The 18152-nt window shown below is 33.4% G+C and carries 18 protein-coding genes, 4 tRNA genes and 1 pseudogene; all 23 read right to left on the bottom strand.

The window, feature by feature from the left end; all coding sequences use genetic code 11:
• Nucleotides 1–8 precede the first annotated feature (8 nt).
• Nucleotides 9–938 carry a ribose-phosphate pyrophosphokinase gene (locus CCY99_RS06940; RefSeq protein ID WP_112060694.1) on the bottom strand — a complete coding sequence of 310 codons (930 nt, stop codon included), beginning with the start codon at nucleotides 936–938 and terminating at the stop codon, nucleotides 9–11.
• Between the two features lie 212 nt (nucleotides 939–1150).
• Nucleotides 1151–3094: a hypothetical protein gene (locus CCY99_RS06935; RefSeq protein ID WP_181646880.1), complete on the bottom strand. Its 1944-nt coding sequence runs from the start codon at nucleotides 3092–3094 to the stop codon at nucleotides 1151–1153.
• Nucleotides 3095–3115: 21 nt separating this feature from the next.
• Nucleotides 3116–4129, bottom strand: coding sequence for a hypothetical protein (locus tag CCY99_RS06930; protein WP_112060692.1), 1014 nt, complete (start codon nucleotides 4127–4129; stop codon nucleotides 3116–3118).
• Between the two features lie 11 nt (nucleotides 4130–4140).
• A complete protein-coding gene (locus CCY99_RS06925; protein WP_112060691.1) occupies nucleotides 4141–4461 on the bottom strand; it encodes a hypothetical protein in 321 nt (106 codons plus the stop codon).
• 97 nt (nucleotides 4462–4558) lie between these two features.
• The gene (locus tag CCY99_RS06920; RefSeq protein ID WP_112060690.1) at nucleotides 4559–6145 is read right to left on the bottom strand and encodes a hypothetical protein; all 1587 of its coding nucleotides are present in this window, start codon (nucleotides 6143–6145) and stop codon (nucleotides 4559–4561) included.
• A gap of 129 nt (nucleotides 6146–6274) precedes the next feature.
• Complete coding sequence (locus CCY99_RS09610; protein ID WP_181646879.1) at nucleotides 6275–6427, bottom strand: hypothetical protein; 153 nt, start codon at nucleotides 6425–6427, stop codon at nucleotides 6275–6277.
• A 136-nt stretch (nucleotides 6428–6563) separates the two neighbouring features.
• Nucleotides 6564–6640 (bottom strand) — tRNA-Arg (locus CCY99_RS06915).
• A gap of 33 nt (nucleotides 6641–6673) precedes the next feature.
• Nucleotides 6674–6750, bottom strand: a tRNA-Arg gene (locus CCY99_RS06910).
• Nucleotides 6751–6756: 6 nt separating this feature from the next.
• Nucleotides 6757–6833 (bottom strand) — tRNA-His (locus CCY99_RS06905).
• 4 nt (nucleotides 6834–6837) lie between these two features.
• Nucleotides 6838–6915: transfer RNA gene (locus tag CCY99_RS06900), tRNA-Pro, on the bottom strand.
• Nucleotides 6916–7727: 812 nt separating this feature from the next.
• A complete protein-coding gene (gene feoB / locus CCY99_RS06890; protein WP_112060688.1) occupies nucleotides 7728–9875 on the bottom strand; it encodes a ferrous iron transport protein B in 2148 nt (715 codons plus the stop codon).
• A 110-nt stretch (nucleotides 9876–9985) separates the two neighbouring features.
• On the bottom strand, nucleotides 9986–10762 hold the full coding sequence (locus CCY99_RS06885) for a thiazole synthase (RefSeq protein ID WP_181646878.1): 777 nt from the start codon (nucleotides 10760–10762) through the stop codon (nucleotides 9986–9988).
• A gap of 10 nt (nucleotides 10763–10772) precedes the next feature.
• Nucleotides 10773–12152: an NAD(P)H-hydrate epimerase gene (locus CCY99_RS06880; protein ID WP_112060686.1), complete on the bottom strand. Its 1380-nt coding sequence runs from the start codon at nucleotides 12150–12152 to the stop codon at nucleotides 10773–10775.
• 10 nt (nucleotides 12153–12162) lie between these two features.
• A complete protein-coding gene (gene zupT, locus CCY99_RS06875; RefSeq protein WP_112060685.1) occupies nucleotides 12163–12990 on the bottom strand; it encodes a zinc transporter ZupT in 828 nt (275 codons plus the stop codon).
• Nucleotides 12991–13001: 11 nt separating this feature from the next.
• Nucleotides 13002–13808, bottom strand: coding sequence for a hypothetical protein (locus tag CCY99_RS06870; RefSeq protein ID WP_112060684.1), 807 nt, complete (start codon nucleotides 13806–13808; stop codon nucleotides 13002–13004).
• Entirely contained in the window at nucleotides 13801–14346 is a 546-nt protein-coding gene (locus tag CCY99_RS06865) for a thiamine phosphate synthase (RefSeq protein WP_112060683.1), read from the bottom strand. The genes CCY99_RS06870 and CCY99_RS06865 overlap by 8 nt, the downstream gene beginning before the upstream one ends.
• Before the next feature lie 2 nt (nucleotides 14347–14348).
• Nucleotides 14349–14672, bottom strand: coding sequence for a hypothetical protein (locus tag CCY99_RS06860; RefSeq protein ID WP_112060682.1), 324 nt, complete (start codon nucleotides 14670–14672; stop codon nucleotides 14349–14351).
• On the bottom strand, nucleotides 14662–15339 hold the full coding sequence (locus CCY99_RS06855; protein WP_112060681.1) for a F0F1 ATP synthase subunit A: 678 nt from the start codon (nucleotides 15337–15339) through the stop codon (nucleotides 14662–14664). The genes CCY99_RS06860 and CCY99_RS06855 overlap by 11 nt, the downstream gene beginning before the upstream one ends.
• A gap of 212 nt (nucleotides 15340–15551) precedes the next feature.
• On the bottom strand, nucleotides 15552–16043 hold the full coding sequence (locus CCY99_RS06850) for an RDD family protein (protein WP_112060680.1): 492 nt from the start codon (nucleotides 16041–16043) through the stop codon (nucleotides 15552–15554).
• 8 nt (nucleotides 16044–16051) lie between these two features.
• A complete protein-coding gene (pyrE, locus tag CCY99_RS06845) occupies nucleotides 16052–16660 on the bottom strand; it encodes an orotate phosphoribosyltransferase (RefSeq protein ID WP_112060679.1) in 609 nt (202 codons plus the stop codon).
• Nucleotides 16661–16663: 3 nt separating this feature from the next.
• The gene (gene frr / locus CCY99_RS06840; RefSeq protein ID WP_112060678.1) at nucleotides 16664–17221 is read right to left on the bottom strand and encodes a ribosome recycling factor; all 558 of its coding nucleotides are present in this window, start codon (nucleotides 17219–17221) and stop codon (nucleotides 16664–16666) included.
• 17 nt (nucleotides 17222–17238) lie between these two features.
• Nucleotides 17239–17610 carry a preprotein translocase subunit SecG gene (gene secG, locus CCY99_RS06835; protein ID WP_112060677.1) on the bottom strand — a complete coding sequence of 124 codons (372 nt, stop codon included), beginning with the start codon at nucleotides 17608–17610 and terminating at the stop codon, nucleotides 17239–17241.
• A 253-nt stretch (nucleotides 17611–17863) separates the two neighbouring features.
• Nucleotides 17864–18052 (bottom strand): annotated as a pseudogene (locus tag CCY99_RS06830) (M48 family metallopeptidase); the annotation flags it as partial.
• Nucleotides 18053–18152 lie beyond the last annotated feature (100 nt).

The following is an 18152-nucleotide window of genomic DNA, read 5'->3' as shown; positions in this document are numbered from 1 at the left end:
CTAAATTATTATAAAAATAAGGAATTTACACTCTCATTATGGGAGATTCTGCGGATTACCTCTGCAAATAGTGGAGCTACACTAAGAATCTTGACTTTTTTGCTAGTATTTTTAAATGGAATGGAGTTTGTTACTACAACTTCATCTAGCACACTATTTTCGATTTTCTCCAATGCATTTCCACTAAATACAGCGTGAGAACCAAGTGCCATAACACTAATAGCACCATTTTTCTTTAAAACCTCAGCAGCTTTTACCATTGTTCCAGCAGTATCAACAATATCATCAACCAAAATAACGCTTTTACCTTTTACATCGCCAATAATATTCATAACTTCACTTTCATTTGCCCTTGCTCTTTTTTTATCAACAATAACAAGCTCCAATCTAAGCTGTTCTGCAAAATGCCTAGCTCGTGCAACACCGCCTATATCAGGCGAAGCAATGATTGGATTTATAAGATTTTTGGATTTAATATAATCATAAAAAACAATAGAGCCATAGAGATTATCCACAGGAATATCAAAAAAGCCCTGAATCTGCCCTGCGTGTAAATCCATCGTAATAACACGATTCACTCCCGCACTTTGCATAAGATTTGCTACTAATTTAGCAGTGATGGGAACCCTAGGCGCTGCTTTTCTATCCTGTCTAGCATAACCAAAATATGGAATAACGGCATTAATATCAGATGCACTACTTCGCTTGAAAGCATCTACCATAATTAAAAGCTCCATTAGATTATCATTCGTGGGAATACAAGTAGGTTGAACTATATAAATATCTTTACCTCTAACACTTTCGCTTATTTTTACATTTATCTCTCCATCGCTAAAGCGATTTACAACAGCATTTGATATAATAACATCTAAATACCTTGCCAATTCCTTTGTAAAACTTGGATGTGCAGTTCCTGTGAAAATTTTAAATGACCTCATTTGCCAACTCCACTTTTGATATTTTATTGATAAAGAATTTGAAAGCATATTATAAATAGCATTAAAAAAATATGAATTTTATTTAAACTGCTTTATTACTACTTACTTTGCTCATAGATTAGAAATTAAAGGGTGATGAATTTGGGAAGCATATTTTAAGATTCTTGAGAATCTTAAAATAAAACTAAGATTTTGATTGTTTAAAATGTATTTTATAGCTTGATTCTGCCCCCAGTTTGAATGCGTTCCATGCACTCTCTCGTGTTGCTCCACTCGGTTTTTACGCCCATAAAGTCTGCCATTTCGTAGAGTTTGGTGTTTAGCGAAGCCATATTATCAGTTTTAAGCGATTCCGCGATATCACCCATTAAGCCATCAAATTTCTTTTTCTGCTCTACTAGGGCTTTCAAAACCTTTTCATCTAAAGCCTCTTTTGTTTCTCTAATCTGTGCTATCCGCTCGTCGAAAATCTTCTCAATCGCCTCTTTTCGCTTTTGAGATTTTAGGCTAAATAAGTCCATTTTATCCAATGCGACCATTAAAACCACGCTAAGAATCCCAGAAAATATCGTAGCCAGCACAATTGACAAAGGCTCTCCTATACCCACATAATTTAAAAGTGCCTCAATCCCTATCCCAGCCAACCCAGCTACAGCCGCACCGATTAGCTTTAGTATCGCATCGCCTTTCTCTTCTGGGCTCATTTTCGCGGAATCTTTGCCAAAGATAAGCTTAAAGGCGTCAATCAATATCTTTATGCCCTCTTTGATGATTTTAAATATTATTTTATAAATGCCAAGAAATGCGTTGATTACGATTTCAGCGAACATTGATACGACATTTTTTAAGAAATCAGTCGCAGTGCCAAGCGTGAATTTAGTGGCGTTATTGATGTAATAATCCTTAAGCCTATTAAATCGCTCCTCAAATGTCATTTTCTCCCCTTTATCGGTGATTACTTGGGATAGCTCGTAATAAAGTGGCGGAGTGATAAACATCACTATAGCTCCCACTGCTTGATTCCCAGCTTGGGTTGCAGCGGCACTTGAGATATTCATATACATTTGGCGACTTGTCGCATCAAAGGAAGTTAGATTCTTTATAATCGCCTTATTTGCCTCAGTTTGGATAGCTTCTTTGGCTTCTCCTTCCTTTTTTCGCATAGTGGCTTCAGTTTTTTTATCTAGCGGTGTGCCTTTCTCTTTCATATGTTTTACAAATTCATCGACGCTTTTATCCCCTTTTGCACGATTTAGCGATTTATCAGTATCGGCGTAATTTGCCCCCACATTAATAGCTTTTTTAACATCACTATCCGTTAAAGCCACATTTTTCTTTAGCTCATCTCCCATAAGCGTATTTCCAACGACTTCTTTGTGAAATGCACTTTTTGAGATAATATGGTCTGTGTCGGTATCCTCTCTAGCGATTTTTTTGCCCGTATATTCATCTATAATTGTGCCATCTGGGCTTGTATTATTCTCCTTATAATCGCTTATTTTGCTAGAATCGTGGTATTTGCTACTATCATATTCCTCGCTTAAAAACTCATTTTTAGTCGCTAGTGAGCGTTCATTCTTATTTTCCATATATGGGTCGTTGTAGTTAATATTACTTGCTCCATTTTCATAGCTGAACCCCCCCCCACATTCATTGATTAGTCGCTCTGGTGTTATCCCCCTTTTTCGTAAGGCTCTACCCCATGAAAATGCCTCAAACACGCCATTAAGCACCTTACAGCCAATAGGCTTAAGCAGACTATCTATCATATCCTCATTGGTGGCAAAGTGCTTATAAACCTCATCGATAATGGCTTGGGATTCAATCATATCGTAAAGCTCGAGTTGCTCTAACGCCATCGGCATATCTAACGGAGACATTTTTGAGATGTCATCTATTTGCTTTAGTCGCTTTTCTTGGGCTTCTTTAGCCTCTCGTATCATTTTATCGATATTAGATTCTTGATTAGATTCTATATTAGATTCTTGGGCGTTTGGCGTGGCAGATTCTATAGATTCTATAGATTTACCGGGTTCCACAGATTCTGCATATTTGCCAGATTCTGCGGATTCTATAGATTCTAGTGCCGTGCTGGATTTGCCAGATTCCATAAATTCGCTAGATTTATTTATATTTTCTTGTGTTAGATTCTGCATATTTTTCCTTTTATTTTTGCATTATGCGGCTTCAAAGTGCTCTTTAAATAGATTCTTGCCTTTTTCTAAATTGCCCTTGATTTCTACTATCTCATCTATGTTTTCAATCGCTTTTTGTGTGATTTCTTTCTCTACCATATCGCGTAAAATGCTACTTAAGGTCATAATCGCTTCTATCTCTTGTTGTTGCATTAATGGGAGATTATGCAAGTTTAGAGCGGAATCTTGCCTTGAGAGCCTTAAAAGTTTTGCGTTGTAAAATCGCACTTCTAGGAAGCCAAGTGAGCTACCCAATCTAAGCAATAAAATCCTATATAAAACCACGAGTTCGCTAAAATAATGTGCGATATTACTAAGCGATTTTTCAATTAGGCTTATTCTCTTGGTTTCTATTCTCATTTTTGCAATCTCTAGCTCGACTTTTTTGCTCTCCTCTTGGACTTTATGAAGCGTTTCTTTCGCCTTTTTTCTACTCCAAAATCCAAGCGTGAAAATCGCCATACAATGGCTTTTAAAAGCCTCATTATTAAAATCGATTAGATATAGCTCTTTCGTGCTTCGCACTTTTTCAAACTCTTTTATTTCTGGGATAAATTTCTCTAATGGGAATTTTTTATCTATATCCACACCTTGAATCCGCTTCATCTTATCTGCAAACTCCGCAAAAAGCTCGAATTTGATTAGATTTTTGGCATTATTTATAGTCTCTATGTGCGTTGCTATGGCTTGGGAATATTTCGTAAAATCGCTTTTATACTGCTCTTTGGCAGTTTCGTATTTATCTTTCATCTCGTTATAGAGCCTATCTGCCTCATCAAAGGTCTTTTTGTCGCTAAATGTGGCATACATTCCGCTAACCTTATCACGCGTGTATTCAACAGCCTCGATTGTCGTCTTAATCGTCGTAGCCACAACTCCAATGGTAGCTACATCGCATATAATTTCGCCGGCTTTTTCTACTGCCGCTACAGTAGTTTCAGCCACGCCCTTTGCCACACTTTTTACTCCAGCCCATAATTTTCCGCAAAATCCCATATTTTCCCCCCTTATCTCTTAGAGTTTATAAATACATATGCCTCTTCTAGCACATCGTTTATATCTTGGACTATTCGCATTATCCTATTTGCCTCAAACTCCCTAAATCCCAAGTCATCGCATAGCTTGACAAACCACGCTTTTTCATCATCGCAGATTTTGCCATTTGCATCTAGGACGCCAGCGACCTCGATTAGGATTGCTTTTAGGATCGATTTTTGGCTATTTTTTAGCTCGGCGATGATAGTTTCATAGCTTTTTAGCTTTTCTTTATAGTCATTTAGCCCCATCTCCAAGCGGAAATTTTTAATAATCTCCTTTTTCGCTCTCATCAAAGACCCTATCCGCCTCCATTGCTAACTCTGCTAGCTCTAAAAAGTTCTCGCTCTCACTTCGATTTAACGCATTTAAAAACATTTTTTCTCCTTTTTAATTTAGTTTGTTTCCATTCTCATCAAATTTTATAATCCGCTCTTTTCCCTCTATAATCTCCTTTCTTTGCTTGATTTGTCCGCTTGGGCTTAGCTCTAATTCTAGGGCAAGCTTGCCCTTTTCATCGAAGCTCTGCGTCTTAAAAATCCGCCCATTTTTATAAAACGCCTCATATATTTTGTGATTGTTTTTAAATTTTTGACTTGATATTAGATTGTTATTTTTGTCAAATTTATTCTCAATTTTTTCATTTGGAGAGAGTGCTTTTTCTAGCTCGTTTTCTGGCTCATTTTCTGTGGCGGAATCTGCGAATTTTGTAGATTCCGCGGAATCTATAGAATCTGCTGGAGACTTTCTGCTCCGCCCAAGCATTCTTAAATTTAATGCGAGTTGCTCTATCTTTAGATTCATCTCTTTGAAATTTTTATTTAAAGATTCGCTTAAATTTTCATTTGAATCTTGGCTTTTTTGTTGGCTTAAAATCGCTTTTAAGGATTCCATATTTAGAGCTAAATCGTGGGCGATTTGAGCTTTTAGGGAATCTAGATTCTCCGTATTTTGGGCGATTTTGGATTCTAATTTTTGTAAATCTTTGGTGATTTTGGAATCTAGATTCTGCGAATCTTGGGTGATTTGGGCTTTTAGAGATTCCACGCTTGAAGCGGAATCTTTTAGCTTCTCTAGCATTTCTTTTGAAAGTCCCTCAAATAGGTCATTTACAATTTTTAAAACATTTTCATTAGATTCTTTGAGCTTGGAATCTATGTTTTTATTTAGGGATTCCAAATTTTCTCTTGCCTCTTTAGATTGCAAGTCGAGTTTTTCGTTTAAATCTTTTGTGGCGGATTCTAGATTTTCCCTTAAATCCTTGGTTTTAGAATCCAAATTCGCAGTTAATTCTTTGATATTAGAATCTAGCTTATCGTCGATTTTTTCTATTTTATTTTCTAGTTTTTCTTGCGTTTCATCGATTTTTTCAGTAATTTCTTGGCGGATTTCTTTGGATTGCTTATTTAGATTTTCACTCAATTCCTTATGATTTTGGCTTAAATCTTTGCGTAAATCTTTTGTTTTTGATTCTAGATTCGCACTTAAATCTTTAAAGCTAGAATCTAGTTTTTCATTTAGATTTTTAGTTTTTGCCTCTAAATTCTTATCTAATTCCGCTTTATTTTTAGCGATATTTTCGCTTATATTTTTTGTGGCAGATTCTAGATTTTCATTTATTTCGCTAGTTTTTAAATCTAAATTAGCACTTAATTCCTTGAGATTAGAATCTAGTTTTTCATTTAGATTTTTAGCGTTTTGGTCTATTTTTGCGTTTAGATTTTCGCTTAAAGTTTGCAAATTATTTTCCAAATCTTGGCTTATTTTCTCTATATATTTTTTAGTGGCATTTTGCAAAATAAGAGTAGTGTTATATAAATAATAGCTATAAAAAATAGTTGTGATAATCCCACAAGCTCCGCAAATAAGAGCGATATTAAGAGTGCTTCCAAAAGTCCAAAAAGCTACAATTAGTAATATCAAAAGTGATACAAAAGTAGCACTTGTAATAAATATATTTCTAATGATTTTAATCATTGGTCGTATCCTTTGTGTTGATTTGTGGGTGTTTGGGGTAGGAATAATGCATGAAAAATGCCGCGAAAAATTGGCATAAAAATAGGTAAAAGCGAGATTAAATGTAGCTTATAAAATGTGCTTAGATTGCTATAATAGGGGGGGGGCAGGATAATGTAGCGAATCTATAAATAGATTAGAATCTGCGAATATAATAGAGTTGTAAAATTGGCTAGAATCTGCAAAAAAGCTAGAATCCAAAGCAAATTCTACAATGTTTATTTTGCCTATTTTAGATTCCACATTCCGCCTTTTTTAAGATTTTAATTTCACAATTTTATTTAAAATTTTTTAAACTCTACTTAATAAAACTTGCGAAAAAAGACTAAATCTTATCTTAATATTTTTAGATTTGATAAATGGGTATTAATATAGCAGATGGTACGCTCGGCAGGACTCGAACCTGCGACCTACGGCTTAGAAGGCTGTTGCTCTATCCAGCTGAGCTACGAACGCAAAATACGATAAGCTTAAATACAATTCCAATTATGGTACGCTCGAAGGGAATCGAACCCCCAACCCTCAGATCCGAAGTCTGATGCTCTATCCAGTTGAGCTACGAACGCAAAATATGGGGTGAGTGATGGGATTCGAACCCACGACCCCCAGAGCCACAATCTGGTGCTCTAACCAACTGAACTACACTCACCACATGGTCGGGGCGAAAGGATTCGAACCTTCGGCCCTCTGGTCCCAAACCAGATGCGCTAACCAGACTGCGCTACGCCCCGAAAAAAGCTAGTGATAAAGCTAAAACATCGTATTGAAAGAGTAAATAGAAACTTTTTTAAAAATGTTGATTATATTAAAAATAAGTCTTTATTGTCAATAAAACGAAATCTATTTTATAGCTAGATTCTAGAATCTTTAAATAAAAAATTAGATTTACAATCTAAAGAAAATTTGGAATCCCTAAATAAAATCTAGATTCCAAACTAAAAGAATCTAATGAGAATCTAATAAAAATTATAAATAAATCCTGTGATGGATTTTCAAAAGAACTAGAAACTAAAAGATTCCACTTCAAGCGTAGAATCCATAAAATCCCAAATCACCCAAATACGCAGATTCTAGAATCTAGTTTATTTGGTTATTTTATATAAGTGATTTTCTAATCTAACTTATTACTAATTATTTGTATGATATTAACACTCCTTGCCACTTTGTGTTATTAAGTGGCTTTTAAGATTCTAAGTTTCCCTAAAGTTCCTAAAATCAAATGCTAAATTTTTAAACTTTACTTGAAAATCAAATAAAGCAAAAACTTATATTTTTCTCCTAAAAAGATTCCGTCCAAAGCAAAGCTTAAAATGAGATTTAGCGTAGATTCTACTAACAAAGCAAACAGAGTTTCTTACACAAACCCAAGCGATAGCAAAGCTATTTATTATTTAAACCCTTTGTCTTTTTATGAAAACAAGCTAATAAAAAGTAGTATTATCTTTAGAAAAATATTTAATAGCTATCTTAAAATCATAAGGTTTTGCATTTAAAATATATTAGATTCTAGGAATGCAAGAATCACAAATAATAGAATCGTTTATCATATAAATAATAATAAGGTATGCCCAATAAATGCGATTAGATATGCCACAAAAGTAGTAAATAAAAATAAATATAATCCATAAATTGGTTTTCCAGCTTCTTTTGTAAAAACAACAGTTGCAGCAAAACAAGGCAGATAAAACATCACAAATAATATAAAGCTTACAGCAACTGGGAGGCTTATTTCTTTTTTGATAATCTCTCTTAGGCTTTGAGATTCTTCATTAGTTTCCCCCAATGAGTATAAAACTCCCATTGTGGAAACTACAACCTCTTTTGCTGCAATCCCCGTTACAAGTGATATTGATAATCGCCAATCAAAGCCAAGCGGTGCAAATACCGGCTGTATAAACTCGCCGATTATTCCCATATAGCTATTTTCTAATAGCTTGGATTGCTTTTCATTTTCTAAATCTAATATTTCTTGTGGAATCTCATCGTTTGTGCTGGATTCCATAATATTTGTAGATTGCAATTGTGTGGATAATTCAGCTATTTTCACATTATAATATTCTGCTATTGATTCATTCTTAGGATATTGCGTCGCAAACCAAATCAAAACAGAAGCGATAAATATAAATGTCCCAGCTTTTTTAATATAAAAATACGCTTTATTCCAAACAGAGCGACAAACTAAGCCAAGTGATGGAATCCTATATTTTGGCATTTCCATTACAAATGGTTCATCAACGCCCTTAAATGCGGTCAATTTTAAAATCTTTGCTAATATAAGTCCCACAATAGCACCTAAAATATAAATAGCAAAAAGCACATCTCCTGCATTTCTCTCGCTAAAAAATGCTCCAACAAAAAGTGTATAAACGGGTAATCTCGCACTACAACTCATAAATCCAATAATAAACATTGTAATCATTTTATCAGTATGATTTTTTAATACTCTAGTGCTCATATATGCTGGTATAGAGCAACCAAATCCGCTAACTAAGGGAATAAAACTCTTTCCATGTAAGCCAAATCTATGAAAAAATCCATCTAGTAAAAATGACACTCTTGCCATATAGCCAGTGCTTTCTAATAAAATAATGCCTAAAAATAAAATAAGAATAAGCGGTAGAAAAGATAAAACCGTCCCAACACCTCCTATTATCCCATCGGCAACTAATGACGCCAACGCCTCGCTTTGTATGCTTTCTTTTGTAATATTACCCAACCAAGCAAATAACTCCTCAATCCAACCTTGTGGATAAGAACCTATGGTAAAAGTTAGGTTAAATAAAAGCCACATAAAAAATAAAAATATTGGAATCCCTATATATTTATTTAATAGTATTAAATCAACCTTGCTTGTAGTATCATTTTTGGTTATTGATTTTGTTCTACAAACTTCCTTATAAGCACCTCTTGCATAAGCATAATCATCATTTAGAAATATTGCTTTTAGATTCTTTTCTTGGCTAAATAAATAAAGATTCTTAATACTCTCTTGTAAAGATGGATTTAACTCCACCCAAAAGGGCTTTGCGTGTATTTCCTCATATGTTTTTTCATCTTGAGATAATAGATTGATGGCTAAATGTCTAGGATTATTTAAAGATATATTTTTATCCACAATGATATTTGTTAGCTTCTCTATCTCATTTTCAATAAAATCTGCATAAACGCGTTTTGACGGACAAAATGGCTTTTCGTAAATATTAACTATTTTATCTAGCAAAGTATTGATATTTTCGCCACTTTTAGCAGATATTAATAATGCCTCAACACCAAGAATATTAGATAATTGTTTATCATCTATACTAATTCCCTCATTCCTAGCTTCATCAGCCATATTTAAGGCAATGAGCATTTTTCTATTAAGCGACATTAATTGTGTGCTTAAGAATAGATTCCGCTCTAAATTTGTGGAATCTGCGACATTTAAAATAATATCGTATTGCTCATTTAATAAAAAATTTGTGGTAATTTTCTCCTCTTGGGAATATTTATTTATAGAGTAAGTTCCCGGAAGGTCTATAATCTTTATATGATAATCTCTATATTCTAAAGTAGATTCTGCTTTCTCTATGGTAACGCCTGTAAAATTACCTACATGAAAATTTGAACCACTAATTTTATTAATTAAAAAGGTTTTGCCGACATTTGGTTGACCGACTAAAACAACTACTATTTCTTTTTTATTTGACATTTTATTAACCATAATCGAAAATTTAAGATATTAATTTTTACAATTACTATAATCCATTAGCAAAATACTTTATTGTGGATTTTTATAAACACTTAGTATAGCTTTATTGATTACAATTGCACTAGCCCATCGATTGGCGAGGAGGCACTCGCATAGGGCTTTTTGGGAATCCGCCCAGCTAAATAGCTCAATCTCCCAGCAATAACTGCATTTTTCATAGCTTCTGCCATAAGAACTGGATTTTTCGCCAAAGCAATCGCGGAGTTCGTAAGCACAGCGTCCGCCCCAAGCTCCATTGCGATACTTGCATCACTCGCACAGCCCACGCCCGCATCAACGATTACAGGCACATTTACGGCGTCCTTGATAAAGGTAATGTTGTAGCGATTTTGGATTCCAAGTCCGCTACCAATGGGCGAAGCAAGCGGCATAATCGCCCCAGCCCCCGCATTCTCCAGCTTTTTTGCCATAATCGGGTCATCATTAGAATACGCAAACACAATAAAGCCCTCTTTTGCGAGAATCTCACACGCTTTGAGAGTTTCAATAACATCTGGGTAGAGCGTCTTTTGCGTATCGCCGATAATTTCTAGCTTAATAGTTTTAATCCCTGTAGCCTCCCTAACTAGGCGAAAAAGCCCTATTGCCTCCTCGCTAGTAACGCACCCAGCGGAATTTGGCAAGAATTTCACTTGCGTGTCTTTGAAATAATCTAATAAATTTTCGCTATTCTTATCCGTGATATTTACGCGCCTAACGGCAACTGTTATCATCTCCGCCCCACTTGCTAAAGTCGCATCTCTAGTTGTGGCAAAGTCCTTGTATTTCCCACTGCCGACAATTAGCCTTGAGCTAAACTCGATTCCACCAATTCTTAATTTATCCATAATTTTTCCTTTATAATTTTTTAATTTCTTCTACTAAATCTAATGGCTCTAGTCCATAACTCGTTTTAATATTTTGTGAAGCGATAGAATGTGCCAATGAAGCACTAATACTAGCATCAAGTAGTGAATAATCTTGACTTAATAGCGAAGCAATCATTCCACTTAAAATATCGCCACTTCCGCCCTTTGATAGATTGCTTAAGCCTAATGTATTGATATAAATTTTGCCATCATAAGCGATAATGCTATTTGCACCTTTTACAACTAGCACTATATGCGGGTATTTATCGCTAAATTTTAATGCTAAATCAATTCTATTTTTTGCTATGTATTCACTATTAAACTCGCCCAATCCAAGCAATTTCAAAAGTGATGAAAACTCTTTCAAATGCGGAGTTAAAACAATATTACCCTTATCTAAAATATCTTTCAAATCAGTATTATAAAACATATCTGCATCAATAACACTTGGAATCTTTCCTAGAAAATCAAAATTATATTTATCAATCCTATTTCCAAGTCCCATTCCAAAAGCTATAGCATTACAATTTTTAGGCAGTGAATGTGTATTCATAATATGATATGGGATATTTTTTACATCGCCTATAATACTAACCAAACCGCTACCAAAAGCAAATGCACTTAAAGCACTCAATATACAAGCACCCTCTTTCTCACCAGCAATAACACAACAATGCCCAAAATTCCCCTTATGACTATTTTGTATTAATCTTTTTGGTAATTTCAAATCATCTTTTGTAAGTAGTTTATATATAGAATCTTGCTCATATTTTTCTTTAGAGATTCCAAGATTTACTTCTATTATTTCACCTATATAATCTTTTGCTCTATCGCTAAAATATGCAAGTTTTAAAGCACCCATACTAATAGTAACATCTGCATCAAAGGCGATAGAATCTATCTCGCCATTGCTAGAGATTCCACTTGGAATATCACAGGCAATATTGATTCTTGCAATCTTATTCATAGTGGCAATAATTTCTTTTTTCTCATCATCTAAACTACCCCTAAAGCCACTACCAAATAGGCAATCCACCACAATATCGCAACAAAATAATTTATCTATAAATACCGCATTAAGTTTTTTTAATCGTTCTAACTCTTTTTTAGAAAGCTCACTTTTTGGCTCATTTGGCATATATATTTTTATATTATATTTCCCAATTAATCGCCTAGCAAGAGTCAAGCCATCAGCTCCATTATTACCTGTGCCTACAACAATAATTATCATAGAATTTTCTATTGCATATCTATCTATTGCTTTTTCTAAGCCATTTGCCGCATTTTCTATTAAAATCTCATTACTTAAGTCAAATTGATTTATCGCATTTTCATCTAAGATTCCAATATTAGAATAAACATTTTTCATAAAGTCCCCCTTAAGCTAATAATATTAGGCTTAATGCCATTATCCCCATTCCAAAAAGCACTCCTATGACAGATTCATGTCCTTTTGTGCTTAATTTAGAATTTGGCAATAAGCTATCAATGGATATAAATACCATAATTCCAGCAATCAAACTAAAACCAACAGCTAATGTATAATCACCAAGAATTGGTGCTAGTATAAAATATCCCACCACCGCACCAATAGGCTCTGCTAAACCAGATAAAAAGGTAAGTTTTAGAGCTTGTTTTTTATTTCCAGTGGCGTGATATATGGGAAGTGATACAGCTAAACCCTCTGGGATATTATGGATTGCTACGGCGATTGCGATAGATAGCCCAAATGCAAAATTATCCAATGCCGATACAAATGTGGCAAATCCCTCAGGAAAATTATGGATAGTAATAGCAATTGCCGTAAATACAGCTGTTCTATGTATATGCTTATGTGAAGCTATATATTTATTTTTATCTATAAGCTCACAATGCACTTCATCTTGCGTTTTTAACTCGTGAGGATTCACATCTTTTGGAATAAAAAAATCTATAATGAGAGCTATTAACATTCCCACGAAAAAGAATAATACGCCAAATGTATTTGCATTAATATTTTCATTTGCTCTTTCAAAATATTCTATTGATTTTGGCAGAATCTCCACAAAGCTAAGATATATCATCACTCCACCACTAAACCCAAGCCCAAAAGCTAGGATTCTCGTTTCATCTTTTGTTTTAAAAAAAGCTAAAAATGCCCCAAGTGCAGTGCTAAGTCCAGCAAGTAATGTTAAACCAAATGCTTGTAAAAATACTGTTATTTCCATATGGATTCCACTTAAAGCCCTATGCCAACTTCTATTCCCAATTGAATGGTATTATTATTTGGCTCTACAAAATATCCTTGATACAATGTAGAAGTGTTATTTATATAAGTAACACTCTGTGTATTAGAATCTTTTACATACCAATAATCTGCCGTAGCTTGTGTAAATATCTTAAATGATTGGGCTATTTCATACTCAAATCCAATATAAACCTTTAATCCAAAATTATTTTTTTGGGTGAATGTTAAAACACTAGGATTTATCGAAGGTATAGCTTCGCCTATATGAGTCTTATTCGTCCCTAAAAACATATATCGAAATTCCGCACCATATCTTGCAGATAGTCCATCAGCACCCATTCCATCAATGGCATAGAATCCTACAGGAATATAGTAATATATTTGCTCTCTTGTATATCCGCCCTCATTTTGAACATTATTTTTTAAATATCTATAACCAACCCCAATATATGCTAAACCATCGTAATTGCTTCCAAGCATATTCATTCTTCTTCCAAATCTAAAATCAAGATTCCAGAAATTATCTTTTGAGGGGATAGCATTGACTGGGATTCCAGACATTGTTGAACCAAAATATTTTGTTTTTGGTGCAAATGTTTGTGAGTAGATTAATTCTAATCCTATTTCATCGCCCAAATAGCCAAGCTTGGTAAATACACTTTGTAGATTGCCTTGTATTTTCATTAATCCCGGCTCAGTATATCGATAATAATTATATCCATACCCAGCCTCACCAATAAACTCGGCATTTAAAGTAATAACAAAAAAAACTAAACTTAATATAATTTTTCTAAACATTGCTATCCTTTAAAAACATTCTTATTCCAGCTACACCTTTAATTCCTAAGTTATAGAAATCTTCAATATTAGTGCTGTTTATTCCACCTAGAGCATAGATTTTATGTTTATAAATATCTGGTATTTTATTAATATATTCTATACCAAGTGGGGGCATTTTACCTTTAACAAACAATATCGGACTTAAAAAAATAAAATCCACATTCGAATTATAGGCGTTTATTACATCATCTAAGCTATGTGCACTATATGAAATAAATAAATTAGCAGGTATTTTATCTACTAAATGTAATTCGCCACCTTTTAGATGAATGCCGTTAATATTGTAAGATAAAAATTTAACAATATAGTTAATAAACAATAAAATATTGTATTTTTTACAAGATTCTAAAAAATCAATAAGTAGATTCTCACTCAATCCTATATCTCTTAAATAAATCTTACTAACGCCAGATTCCATTGCATACGCAATATTTCTATCAATATTTGTATAAAACGATGGATTGGTGATTAAAAATTTATCTATATTATTACTCATATTTATTTTGTAGATTTTATGAGTATTTTCTCCAAAATCTCTATTTCTTTTGTTTTAAGTAAAACGGATAAAAAAATATATCTAAATAGTAATACTAAAAACACAGCTATAATCAAAATAACGCAAAATATCCCAACAGAAAGCAATAAATTACCTTTGAAAACAATAAAGGATATTACAAATCCGCAACATAATGCAATACCCAAAACCGCACCGATTAGAATCTCTACAATAACGCTTATAAAAGCAAAATTATATAAAAAAACCTTATTTGAGTTTAATACACTTTTTGGTTTGTATCGTCTTTTCCTTATACTATTCCTCATCTAATAGCAAAGCTCCAGCCAAATAGACATAGGTTAGAATCATAAAAATAAATGCTTGCAAACAAGCCATAAATGTAAGTATTGCAAATGCCGGCAAAGGTGCAACCCAAGGAGCTAACATAAGCATCACAAGTAGGAAAATATCATCACCTTTAATATTTCCAAAAAGCCTAAATGATAATGACACAACCCTTGAGAAATGGGATATTATCTCAACAGGAAACATTAAAGGAGCAAGCCATTTTATTGGACCCATAAAATGTCCAAAATAATGGATAAATCCATGTTCTCTTATGCCCTCGAAATGATAATACACAAATACAATTAGAGCTAATACCAAAGTAAAACTCCAACTTGAACTAGGTGCTTCAAATCCCGGAATTATCCCTATGATATTTGATACAAATACTATAAGTGCGATTGTGGCGGTAAGTGGTATATATTTTCTAGCTAGTTTTTCGCCTATTGCGTCCTTTGCAAAAAATATAATGCCACCCAAAAATGCCTCAGCAATATTTTGTAATCCACTTGGCACAACCTCAAGATTCCTAGTAGCTAATTTTGCAAATAAAAGCACTAAGATAGCGACTAAAACAGTATAAAAACCTATGATGAAATCGTGATTTGAATTAATTAAACCTGCAAATGTAAAAAGCCTACCTTCCATTATACTTTCCTCCTGCCATTATATTTTCCTCTCGCCATATACTTTCCTCCTGCATCATTAACTCCTTTGCCATTATTTCTTTCGCCATTTTTATATCTACCATAAGCATCTTATAAAAATAAATTATGCTTGAGATTCTACATTATTTTATTTTAAATTTTAGTTTAAACATAATAATTTTATAAGATTCTACAACATAAATGGCAATTTTATTATTTTACTGGAATCCTCTTATGTTTTAAAACCTTAGTTTTACAAATAAAATCGTGAAATGTTTTTCTATCTTTTCTCATAAATGGCACAAAAAATCCAAATACAAGACTCATACTAAAGCAAAATAATATAAATCTAAATAATGCTAGAAAAAATCCTACTTTTCTATCATCATCTTTTAATAATATGATTTCTGCATACATATAGCCCAGTGTTTGCGACTTTGTGGCAAATAATATAGACAAAATAATAGCATATAGAAAAAAGCAGATAAAAAGTGTAATTTGACTTTGTTGAAATGCCTCTTTTGAGCCTAAAATAAAATAAGTTGCAATATATAAAATTGGCATATAAATCATAAAAATATCTGTTAAAAATGCTTTGAATTTATCTATAAATAATATTTGTTGGAAAATATTTTGCTTTATTTGTGTATTTGGCTTATTTTTATTAGTTAGTTTTTGAAGGCTTGTTTGCTTTTTTTGCTTCATTGATTGATTTAATTACCACGACTGCCGGGCTTTATGGCAATACTACCGCTTTTGCAAATAGGGCATTCACTTGGACTAAACATCTCAAATATAAAATCCTCTAATGCAAAAAATGGGATATTATTAGGAAGTTTGCATTCTATCTTAGATGTAATATTGGAATCTACTCTTTTGCAGAATCCTCTATTTGCAAGAGCGGCAAAAGCGACTATTTTAGCACCAAAACTTTCTACACATTTAGCAGATTCTAAAGCACTTCCGCCTGTGGTGATTATATCCTCGCAGATTATAATTTTTTCATCTATATTTATATTAAACCCGCGTCTAAGATTCATCACGCCATTAACTCGTTCTGTAAAAATAAATCTAACTCCAAGTGCTCTAGCTAACTCATATCCAGCGAGGATTCCGCCAAGTGCAGGGGAACAAACACAATCTACTTTTATATTATATTTTATTATTGCATTTGCTAATTCCTGTGCTAGAATCTCGGCTATTTTTGGATTCTCAAGGACTTTTGCGGATTGCAAATAATAATTTGAGTGATTTCCACTGCTTAATAAAAAATGCCCCTCTAAAAGTGCATTTGCGTCAAGATAATATTTTTTAATATCCATTTTCTATACTTTTAAAATATCTTCTTCTTTGTTTTTTACCATTTCATCGACTTTTTTTACAAAATCATCAGTATATTTTTGTATTTCATCGTGAGCTACTCGGCTTTCGTCCTCTGTGATTGACTTTTCTTTTTCTATTTTTTTGATGGTATTATTAGAATCTTGTCGAATATTTCTTAAAGCAATTTTAGACTTCTCACCCATAGCTTTAGCTTCTTTTGCGATTGCCACTCGCTGTTCTTTCGTCATAGGCGGGAAAAATAGCTTTACACTATCGCTATCGCTATTTGGATTTACCCCGATATTTGCCTCTGCAATTGCTCTTTCAATATCCTTTAGCAAGGTCTTTTCCCACGGCGTTACGATTATTGTCGTGGCGTCCTTTGCGATAACTGAGCCGATTTGATTTAATGGTGTTGGTGTGCCATAATAATCCACCCTAATATTATCCAAAATCATCGTGGAAACCTTGCCACTTCGAAGTGTCCCAAAATCCCTTCTTAGTGAATCTAGCACTTTTTGCATATTTGATTTAGTATTATTATAAATCTCATTTAACATCTAAATTTCCTATAATATTAATTACTTTTTGGCAATAATGGTGCTGCTGGTGCTTCAAATGGCGAACTAGGCGAAGTTAAAGGACTAGATTCCAAAGGATTTGCAGGTGGGGATTCTGGAATCTTAGATTCTATCTTTGTGTTATCCATTATAGATTTACTTGTTTGTGTTGTGTAAAAATATCCTAAAGCTATTGTATTAATAATAAATATCAAACCAATTGCCATAGTAAATTTAGCCATAAATCCAGCTGGACCTTTTGCACCAAAAAGCGATTCATTGCTTCCGCTATACACACCCAAACCTATGCTAGAACTCTTTTGCAAAAGAACCGAAATAGTTAAAACTAAAGCTAATATTATCTGTGTTATTAGCAAGATACTACTCATTAATCACTCCAAATTAAGCTAAATATAGCCAAAAATATAAGATATGGATTCTACTATAAAAGAAAAATTTTTGCAATTAGTTAGATTTGCTGTAATAATATTCTATAACGCCTATAAACTAAATTTTAGCTTAGATTCTAAGAATAGCCCATATTGAGAATCTCCGCCATCTAATCCGCTTAATGGGACATAAATAATATATCTCTAAAAATTAATAATTTAAAATCTAAATTCACCATTGCTAAAATCTGCCCTAATCCGTCATTTCTAAAGTCGCCTTTCGCTTCTCCCAATCTGGCATATACAGCGAGAGATAATTATAAAATTCCTTAGAATGATTTGGATATAGCAAATGAGCCAACTCGTGGAATACGACATATTCTATGCATTCTTTTGGCTTTTTGATAAGCTCAATATTTAGGTTTATATAGGATTTATGGGGATTGCAAGTCCCCTAAAATGCACCTATACGCCACTCTAACCCACAACATAAAGAATAAAATCCCCCTTGACATTGTTTTTTTTTTTTTTGATAAACTCCA

The organism is Helicobacter sp. 16-1353 (assembly GCF_003288815.1).
Lineage (GTDB): Bacteria > Campylobacterota > Campylobacteria > Campylobacterales > Helicobacteraceae > NHYM01.
This window is presented reverse-complemented; position numbering and strand designations above follow the sequence as displayed.